This window comes from Stenotrophomonas sp. STEN087 (genome assembly GCF_056759115.1).
Genome location: NZ_JBRRCR010000003.1, coordinates 97456 through 106255, shown reverse-complemented (window position 1 = coordinate 106255; position 8800 = coordinate 97456). Strand labels below are relative to the sequence as shown.

Sequence of the window (8800 nt, the reverse complement as noted above, 5' to 3'; positions counted from 1 at the left end):
GCGCCCCCCCCGCTAAAGCGGCCCCCACCCCGCCTTCGACAGTTTTCCGCTATCTGTCGCAACGGCATGAGGCTGCTGTTGGGGGGTGCCGACCGTTGGTCGGCACGGGGTCGGATCTGGTCGGTGTCGACCTTGGTCGACACAGTAGAGCCACGCCATGCGTGGATGAACTCATTCGCTATCTGACAGAGTTCATCCACGCATGGCGTGGATCTACCGGTCGGCATAGGGTCAGAGCCGTTTCCTGCGGAAACGGATCCGACCCCGGCCCTTACCTGCCGCGGCGGAACGCTGCGGGGGTGCGGGCGCCGACGATGATCATGCGGATCATCGTGGAAATCTGTTCGACCAGCTCCGGGTCTTTCTCCGGCGGCTGGTCCATGGCGGTGGCGCCCATGGCGAACACCAGGCGGGTGATGGCGGTGGCCACCAGTTCGGGCTTGTAGAGCTTGGCGCCGTCCAGTGCGGCCAGGCGCACCAGGTCGTGCTGCAGTTCTTCTTCGAAGTAGTGCAGTTCGCGTTCGACCGCGTGCTTGAAGTCATCCGAGCCCACCGCGCCTTCGCGCAGCAGCACGTGCAGCAGTTTGTCGTCTGCGCGCAGCTGCTCCATGAAGGTTTCCACCGACACGCGCACCACGCTGGTCGCGCTGGAGGTGGCGCGCTGGCGGGCCTCGCCGATGATCGTGCGCAGCGAGCGGCCGGCGACGTCGATCAGGGCCACGGCCAGTTCGTCCATGTCGCGGAACTGCCGGTAGAAACTGTTCGGGGCAATGCCGGCTTCGCGCGCGACTTCGCGCAGGCTCAGCGTGGACAGGCTGCGGTGCGGGCCGATCAGTTTCAGCGCGGCGGCCAGCAGGTCCTCGCGGCTCACCGTACGGCGGGCCGGGCTGTTGGCATCTTCGGGCGGCGTCAGGGCGGTGGCGGCGGCCATGGGACTTCCGGGGGGACGAGGCTGAATCATACCCAATCCGGTTCAATATACACATGTATACACAGGTGTATGTGCGGCCGTATAGTGCGCCCATGAGCGCTGTGATCCGTCCGTCCCTGTTTTCCCCATACCGCTGGCTGTCGCCGACGTTGTTCGATTTCTGGGCGGGCCAGCTGAATCCGTTGTGGACCCTGCGCGAGCCCCTGGCCCGCCTGGTCCGGCGCGAGCCGGCCGGCGAGGGCGCCGCCACCCTGGTCCTGCGCTGCAACCGGCACTGGGCCGGCATGCGCGCCGGCCAGCACATCACCCTGGGTGTGGAGCTTGAAGGGCGCGTATTTCGCCGCAGCTACAGCCCGACCGCGTTGGGCCGCCGCGAGCTGGCCATTACCGTCAAGGCGGTCGACGGCGGCACCATCAGCCAGCACCTGGTCCACCATGCCAGGCCGGGCGATCTGTTCCGGCTGGATGCGGCCTTTGGTGACTTCCACATGCCGGCCGCTGCACCGGTGCTGCTGCTGGCCGCCGGCAGCGGCATCACGCCCATGCGCAGCCTGCTGCGCGAGGCCTGCCAGCGCCCGCTGGCCGCGCCGGTGGACCTGTTCTACTGGGAACGCAACGCCGCCGCCTTCCAGTTCCGCGATGAACTGCTGGCCTTGGCTGCGGCCACCCCGAACCTGCGCGTGCACCTGCTGACCACCCGCGAGGGCGAGGTGCCGGCTGCGCGCATCGATACCCATTCGCTGGCCATGGCCGGCGACGATACCCCGCTGGCGCAGCGCCACGTGCTGGCCTGTGGCCCGGATGGCTTCGTCGCCGCCGCGCGGCAGCGCCTGGTGCACCAGGTCGCCGGCTTCCAGGCCGAGGCCTTCACCCCGCCGGCACCGCTCAGCGATGCCGACAGCGCCGGTGAGATCGCCCTGACCCTGGCGCGCAGCGGCCGCCAGCTGAAGGTCGCGCGCGGCCGCTCGCTGCTGGAAAGCCTGGAAGCCCAGGGCATCAAGCCCAAGCACGGCTGCCGCATGGGTATCTGCAACAGCTGCACCTGCGACCGCGTCAGTGGCACCACCCGCCACCTGCGCACCGGTGAAATGCAGTCCGAAACGGCACAGCCGGTGCGGATCTGCGTGAGCGCACCGACCACCGACCTGACTTTGGATCTCTGAGGACCTGCTGCCATGACCCGCGCTTCCGACCGTGCCCTGAGCCCCGCCGAGATGAACGCCTTCGGTGCCGAGCTCGACGCGATCCGTGACCGTATCCTGGGAAGCCTCGGCGCCTCCGACACCCGCTACATCCGCCGCGTGGCCGCCGCCGTGCGCTGGTCGGGCGTGCTGGGCCGTGGTTTGCTGTTCCTCGGTGCGTTCTCGCCGCTGTTCTGGGCGCCGCTGCTGTGGCCGGCCTGCATCGCCGGCACCCTGCTGTTGGCGCTGGCCAAGATCCTGGAAAACATGGAGCTGGGCCATAACGTGATGCACGGCCAGTACGACTGGACCGGCGACCCCAAGCTCAACGGCAACACCTACGAGTGGGACATCGTTGCCACCGGCGACAACTGGCGCAAGACCCACAATTTCCGCCACCATACCTACACCAACGTGCGTGGCATGGACGATGACATCGGCTACGGCCTGCTGCGCATCTTCCCGGAACAGCGCTGGTCGCCGTTCTACCTGATGCAGCCGATCATCGCGCCGATCTTCGCGCTGCTGTTCCAGTGGGGCGTGGCCGCGCAGGACCTGCGCCTGGGCCGCTGGTTCAAGGGGCGCATCAGCAGCCGTGCGATGTGGCTGCAGACCCGTCCGGTGGCGCGCAAGATGGTCCGCCAGGTGCTGAAGGATTACGTGTTCTTCCCGCTGCTGGCCGGCCCGTTCTTCCTGCCGGTGATGCTGGGCAACCTGGTTGCCAACGGTATGCGCAACGTCTGGACCTACGTGATCATCTTCTGCGGCCACTTCACCGCCGAGTCGGAAACCTTCCCGAAGGAATGCCTGCGCAATGAATCGCGCGGCCACTGGTACCTGCGCCAGCTGCGCGGTTCTTCGAACATCAGCGGCGGCTTCATCATCAACGTGCTGTCGGGCAACCTCAGCCACCAGATCGAGCACCACTTCTACCCGGACCTGCCGGCCAACCGCTATGCGGCCATCGCCAAGGAAGTGAAGGAAATCTGCCGCCGCTACGGCCAGCACTACAACAACGGCTCGCTGCCGCGCCAGTTCGCGCAGGTGGTCTGGCGCATCCTGCGCCATGCCTTCCCGAGCAAGCCGCGCCGCCTGCCGATGCCGGACATCATGCCGGCACCGGCGCCCGCCAACGCGGGCTGAGGGCTTCAGCTGGCTTTGGCCAGCACCGCCGGCGGATCGCCGTCCTGCGGGGCGCGGTCCAGCCGGCGCAGGAACACCTGCATCTCCTTGCGCGCCTGTTGGTCGCCCTTGCTGCCAGCCACGCTGAGCCCACGCTGCCATGCCGCGCGCGCCGCCTGCGGCTGGCCACCGGCCAGCCACGCCTTGCCGAGCAGCTTCCACGCCGCCGAATACTCCGGATCCAGCGCTACGCAGCGTGCCAGGTGGGTGGCGGCGTGCACGGGCTGGCCTGCGTCCAGCCAGCTCTTGCCCAGGCCGAAGCGCAGCAGCGCGCTGTCCTTGCCGCTGGCGAGCATGGCCTCCAATGCTTCGATGTTCATGGCTGTACCTCATGCAGCAGTTCAAGCGGCCCGGGCAGGAAGCGGCCGCGATGGAACATCAAGGGCGCGCCGCCGGTTTCGTGCACCTCGATGATGCGGCCGGCCAGCAGCAGGTGGTCGCCCACCGGCCACTGCGCGTGGCGGCTGCAGGTGAGGTGTGTGACCGCACCGGCGATACGCGGCGGTGTGTCTTCCTCGCCTTCCAGCAACGGCACGCCGTCGAAACGATCACGCACGCTCGGATCGGCGAAGCGTCTGGCCAGGGCTTCCTGCCCGGCACCCAGCACGCTGAGAGTGAAGCGGGTCGCATGCTGGAACACGCGCAGGCTCTTTGCGTGCAGGGCCAGGTTCCAGAGCACCAGCGGCGGCTGCAGGGAGACCGGCACGAACGAGTTGATGGTCAGCCCGTGCGGGTGTCCCTGCGCGTCGCGTGCAGTGACGATGGCCACGCCGGTCGGGTAGTGGCCGAGCAGCCGGCGCAGGGCGCGCGGCGACAGGTCCACCGAGGGTGCCGGCGCCGGGGCAGGGAAGACCCCCGCCCACGGCCCGGCATAGGCGCTGCCGCCGGCGTCCATCAGGCGCGCGCCTGGCGGTAGCGACGGCCGACTTCGGCCCAGTCGATGATGTTGAAGAACGCGCCGATGTAGTCGGGGCGACGGTTCTGGTAGTGCAGGTAGTAAGCGTGTTCCCAGACATCCAGGGCGAGGATCGGCGTATTGCCGGACAGGCCGGCCGCCGCGCCCATCAGCGGGCTGTCCTGGTTGGCGCTGCTTTCGACCTGCAGGCGTCCGTCGCGATCGCTGGTCAGCCACGCCCAGCCACTGCCGAAGCGGGTCTGCGCGGCCTTGCTGAAGGCGTCCTTGAAGGCCGCGAAACCGCCGAGATCGCGGTCGATGGCAGCGGCGAGTCGGGCATCCGGCGTGCCGCCGGTGGCGCTGAGCACGGTCCAGAACAAACTGTGGTTGGCGTGGCCGCCGCCATTGTTGCGCACCGCGCCGCGCACGGACTCGGGCAGCGCGTCGAGGTCGGCGATCAGGGTTTCGACCGGGGTGTCGGCGATGCCGGCCTGTTCCAGTGCGGCGTTGAGGTTGTTGATGTAGGTCTGGTGGTGCTTGCCGTGGTGGATCTCCATGGTGCGCGCATCGAAGTGCGGTTCCAGGGCGTCGTAGGCGTAGGGGAGGGCGGGAAGCGAGTAGGGCATTGCAACAGTCTCCGTGGGGAAGGCCAGGGGGTTGGCCTCGGGAGGACTGTTATCGCACCTCAACTTTGGTTGAGGTCAAGGGGGAATGGAAAGCGGGCGCTGATGGCGCTTTTGGATTTCCGTGATTGCGCGGGTGGGTGGACAGTTTCCTGCGCCGGCGCGGAGGTGGATTCAAAGGCAAATGCAGAAGCAGATTGGTAGCGCCAGCCGCTGGCCGGCATTTCGGACATTCGTGATTTCCGGCCAGCGGGCGGCACTACCCGAATCCCCACCGGCGCGGTGATGCGCTGCCCGCGCTCGCAGGAAACTGTCTGGAGGAGGCGGGAGGGGCTGGCCAGGACCGCAGGCGCCATGGGCCCAAGGCATGCCTTGGGCGGGTTGGGCAGGACGCCCAACCCCGGTCTTGCCGTGTGCGCAGGACAGCGCACACGAGCAAGGCGCCTACGAGCCCCCATGGATGGGTTCACGGCGTGCCCTGGACAGCCCCTCCCGCCTCCGCAAGCCCGTATCAACAAAAGCGCCGCGGCATCGCACCAACCCGCCAGAGCTTTCAAACAAAACTCAGCTCAACCAACCGCGGCACGCGCTGTCGATCTGCTCGCCACACGCCTGCTGCATCCGCTGCTGCAACCGCGCCAGCGTCTCCGCGCCCTGGTGCTTGCCACCCCAGGCCTTCAACTGCACCGCCAGTCGCTCGAAACGCTGTTTCGTGCGCTGGTGGTAGCCCGACGGCTGCGCCTGCAGCTCGGCAATCAAGGCATCGGTGGCCTGCTCGATGCGCGGGGCATCGTCCGGGGCCAGCCGCAGGAGACCTTCCACATACAGCACGCCCCACTGCACGCGCGTGGCCGGGCCCTGTGCGCCGTCGTAAGCGCGCTTCAGCCACTCCAGCGCACCGGCGGTGTCGCCACGCTTCTCGGCCAGTTCGGCCAGTTCGGGCATGTAGTAGTACGGCTGCTCGCTGCGCTTCAGCTCGGCCAGCAGCAGCGACTCGGCGCCGGCGTCATCGCCCACTTCGCGCAGGGCGTAGACCGCGCTGCTGATGGTGGCTTGGCGCGCATGCGCATCCGTGGCCGCGGAGTCGGCGGCGGTCACCCGCTGCTTCACCCGCTGCACCAGCGCAGCAGGCAGTGCACCCTCGGGCTGCTGCTGGCGGGCCAGCGAGACTTCGGTCAGTGCGCGCGACAACGCATCGTCGGCACGGTTGCCGCGCTCGGCGTCGGCGCGGTCCAGGGCCACCAGCAGCTGCTGGCCCAGCGGATTGCTGCTGGCCGGGCCCGCGCTGGCCTGCTTCACCAGGTTGGCACCGGCATAGCCCAGCAGCTCGCGGTTGCGACGCACTTCGGTGGGTTGCGCCAGCACCGCCTGCAGCAGCTCGCGGACTTCGGTCGGCGGCGTGGTCGGCTTCTCCGCGGTGGCCAGGGCCAGCAAGGCGAAGCGACGCTGCAGGGCGGCGTCCGGCGCGGCCTTGGCCAGCTGGCGCAGCACCTCGTCTGCCTTGCGCTGGCCGGCCAGGCGGTTCGCATCGACTTCCCAGCCATAGTCGCCCAGCACTTGCCAGTCTTCGGCGCCCAGCTTGGCCGGGGTTGAGAGGGCAGTGGCCAGGGTCTCGGCCACGGCGCTGCGGCGGCTGGCGGCCACGGTCAGGGTGCGGGTGAGTTCGGCGGCGTCGTTGCCACCGGCCACGCGGGTGATCTCGTTGCGCTGCGGGTCGAGCACGATCAGGGTGGGGTAGCCGCGCACGCCGAAGCGCTCGCCCCAGGCCTGCGCGCCTTCCTCGTCGCCATCCAGGTACACCGGCACGAACTTGCCGGTCAGCGCGATGAAGGCAGGATCCTTGAACAGGCCGGCCTTCAGCTGGTTGCACGGCGGGCACCACACCGCGCCCCAGTACAGCAGCACCGGCTTGCCGGTCTCGGCGGCTTCGTTGAAGGCATCGTCGACATCGCCCTGGCGCCAGGCAATGCCCGCTGCAGGCGCGGCTTCGGCGGCCTTCGCGCTCGCCACCGGCGCCTGTGCGGGAGAACAGGCGCTCAGCGCGGTGGCCAGCAGCAACAGGGGAAGGGCAGCGCGCATCGGCAGCATCTCGAAGGAACGGGGGTGAACGGCCATTGTAGGAAGCTCGCCCGCCCGTGCTGATGCAGTTTGCTTATGACCGGCTTGCAGGACGCTATATGCCGGGGCTGCGGCGCCGGAGCTGCCGGCCAGCGGCCGGCACTACCGCATTTCCGCTGCCAGCAGGCCGGCCAGCCAGGTCATGAATGCCTCGACCCGCCGTGGCAGGTGGCGGCGCTGCGCATAGACCAGGTTCACCGGCATCGGCTCGGCCAGGCAGTCCGGCAGTACTTCCACCAGACGGCCGTCGCGCAGCGCTTCGCGTGCGCCCATCTCCGGCACCTGGATGATGCCCAGTCCGGCCAGCGCGGCGGCGCTGTAGCCATCAGCACTGTTGACCGTCAGCGCGCCGCGCATCGGCCAGGTCTGGTAGCGCTGGCCATCGAAGTACTCGAAGCCCGGCGACCGCTGGCCGAGGGTGCCCACGTAGTGCACCAGCAGATGCTGGTCGAGGTCGGCCAGCTCGCGCGGCGTGCCGTGTGCGGCCAGGTAGGCCGGGCTGGCCACGTTGAGGATGCGCATCTGCCCCAGCGGCCGTGCAATGAGGCTGCTGTCGTCCAGTGTGCCGACCCGCAGCACGCAGTCGAAGCCTTCGCGCACCACGTCCACGCGGCGGTCGGTGGCGCTCAGTTCGACCTCGATGCCCGGGTGCAGGGCGAGGAAGGCGGGCAGCTGCGGAATGACCAGGTTGCGGGCCATGCCGCCGGGCATGTCCACCCGCAGGCGGCCGCTGAGCTCGCTGGTCTCGTGGCGGAACAGGTTCTGCAGCTCATCCATGTCGTCCAGCAGGTCGTGCGCGCGTTGCTGCAGCTGCGCGCCGTCGGCGGTCAGGTGCACGCGGCGGGTGGTCCGGTGCAGCAGCTGGGTGCCCAGTTCGGCCTCCAGTCGGGCAATGGCCTGCGAGACGCTGGCCTTGGGCAGGCCCAGGCTGTCGGCGGCGCGGGTGAACGAGCCCAGTTCGGTGACGCGCAGGAAGACGCGCAGGGTGTCGAGGCGGTCCATGGATTGTTCGTCTGGCTTGAACAGTAAAATCAGGATCGCGCGATTTATGCGCGCAGGCAATCCCAATAGTCTGGCCACACTTCCTCCCAGACAGGTGCCCGCCATGACTACTTCTTCCCGTGTCGTCCTCATCACCGGTGGCAGCCGCGGCCTCGGCCGCAATGCCGCGCTGGCCCTGGCCGCCGACGGTGCCGATATCGTGATCACCTACCGCTCGCAGGCCGACGCCGCCGCCGAGGTCGTGCAGCAGGTGCAGGCGCTGGGCCGCCGTGCGCTGGCCCTGCCGCTGGACGTGGCCGACAGCTCCGCATTCCCGGCCTTCGCCACCCAGCTGCGCGATGCCCTGCAGCAGTGGGGCGTCACTGGCCTGCAGGGCCTGCTCAACAACGCCGGTGAAGCGCTGTACGCGCCCATCGCCGAGACCACCGAGGCGCAGTTCGATCACGCAGTGGCCGTGCACCTGAAGGGGCCGTACTTCCTGACCCAGGCGCTGCTGCCGCTGATCGCCGATGGCGGCCGCATTCTCAACGTGTCCAGCGGCCTGGCCCGCTTCTCGCTGCCGGGCAGCTCGGCCTACGCGATGATGAAGGGCGGCATCGAGGTGTTCACCCGTTACCTGGCCAAGGAACTGGGTGCGCGCGGAATCACCGCCAACACGCTGGCACCGGGTGCGATCGAGACCGATTTCGGTGGCGGCCACGTGCGTGACAACGCGCAGGTGAACGCCATGGTCTCGTCGATCACCGCGCTGGGTCGCCCGGGCCTGCCCGACGATATCGGTCCGGTGGTGGTGGCACTGCTGTCGCCGTCCACCGGCTGGGTCAATGCCCAGCGCGTGGAAGCATCGGGCGGCATGTTCGTCTGACCG

Annotated in this window: 10 protein-coding genes; 3 read left to right on the top strand and 7 right to left on the bottom strand. The window is 68.8% G+C overall.

Annotation, left to right across the window (positions count from 1 at the left end; translation table 11 throughout):
* Window positions 1-271: 271 nt before the first annotated feature.
* Window positions 272-931: an HTH-type transcriptional repressor FabR gene (gene fabR / locus ACVOK1_RS01850; RefSeq protein ID WP_108769077.1), complete on the bottom strand. Its 660-nt coding sequence runs from the start codon at window positions 929-931 to the stop codon at window positions 272-274.
* 92 nt (window positions 932-1023) lie between these two features.
* Here fabR and ACVOK1_RS01845 point away from each other — a divergent pair, with 92 nt between their 5' ends.
* Window positions 1024-2094, top strand: coding sequence for a ferredoxin reductase (locus tag ACVOK1_RS01845; protein ID WP_254051314.1), 1071 nt, complete (start codon window positions 1024-1026; stop codon window positions 2092-2094).
* Between the two features lie 12 nt (window positions 2095-2106).
* The gene (locus tag ACVOK1_RS01840) at window positions 2107-3255 is read left to right on the top strand and encodes a fatty acid desaturase family protein (protein ID WP_108769075.1); all 1149 of its coding nucleotides are present in this window, start codon (window positions 2107-2109) and stop codon (window positions 3253-3255) included.
* A 5-nt stretch (window positions 3256-3260) separates the two neighbouring features.
* On the opposite strand, the gene ACVOK1_RS01835 is transcribed toward ACVOK1_RS01840, so the two are convergent.
* The 6 genes from ACVOK1_RS01835 to ACVOK1_RS01810 form a co-directional block, all read right to left on the bottom strand.
* Window positions 3261-3614, bottom strand: coding sequence for a tetratricopeptide repeat protein (locus ACVOK1_RS01835; protein ID WP_108769074.1), 354 nt, complete (start codon window positions 3612-3614; stop codon window positions 3261-3263).
* Window positions 3611-4189, bottom strand: coding sequence for a flavin reductase family protein (locus ACVOK1_RS01830; protein WP_481560902.1), 579 nt, complete (start codon window positions 4187-4189; stop codon window positions 3611-3613). Before ACVOK1_RS01830 ends, ACVOK1_RS01835 begins: the two co-directional genes overlap by 4 nt.
* A complete protein-coding gene (locus ACVOK1_RS01825) occupies window positions 4189-4815 on the bottom strand; it encodes a superoxide dismutase (RefSeq protein WP_481560901.1) in 627 nt (208 codons plus the stop codon). The genes ACVOK1_RS01830 and ACVOK1_RS01825 overlap by 1 nt, the downstream gene beginning before the upstream one ends.
* Window positions 4816-4874: 59 nt before the next feature.
* A complete protein-coding gene (locus tag ACVOK1_RS01820; protein ID WP_481560900.1) occupies window positions 4875-5045 on the bottom strand; it encodes a hypothetical protein in 171 nt (56 codons plus the stop codon).
* A 331-nt stretch (window positions 5046-5376) separates the two neighbouring features.
* Window positions 5377-6900 carry a thioredoxin family protein gene (locus ACVOK1_RS01815; RefSeq protein ID WP_481560903.1) on the bottom strand — a complete coding sequence of 508 codons (1524 nt, stop codon included), beginning with the start codon at window positions 6898-6900 and terminating at the stop codon, window positions 5377-5379.
* Between the two features lie 132 nt (window positions 6901-7032).
* A complete protein-coding gene (locus tag ACVOK1_RS01810) occupies window positions 7033-7998 on the bottom strand; it encodes a LysR family transcriptional regulator (RefSeq protein WP_234456082.1) in 966 nt (321 codons plus the stop codon).
* Window positions 7999-8035: 37 nt separating this feature from the next.
* Between ACVOK1_RS01810 and ACVOK1_RS01805 the strand changes: the two genes are divergently transcribed.
* Complete coding sequence (locus tag ACVOK1_RS01805) at window positions 8036-8797, top strand: SDR family NAD(P)-dependent oxidoreductase (RefSeq protein ID WP_481560899.1); 762 nt, start codon at window positions 8036-8038, stop codon at window positions 8795-8797.
* Window positions 8798-8800 lie beyond the last annotated feature (3 nt).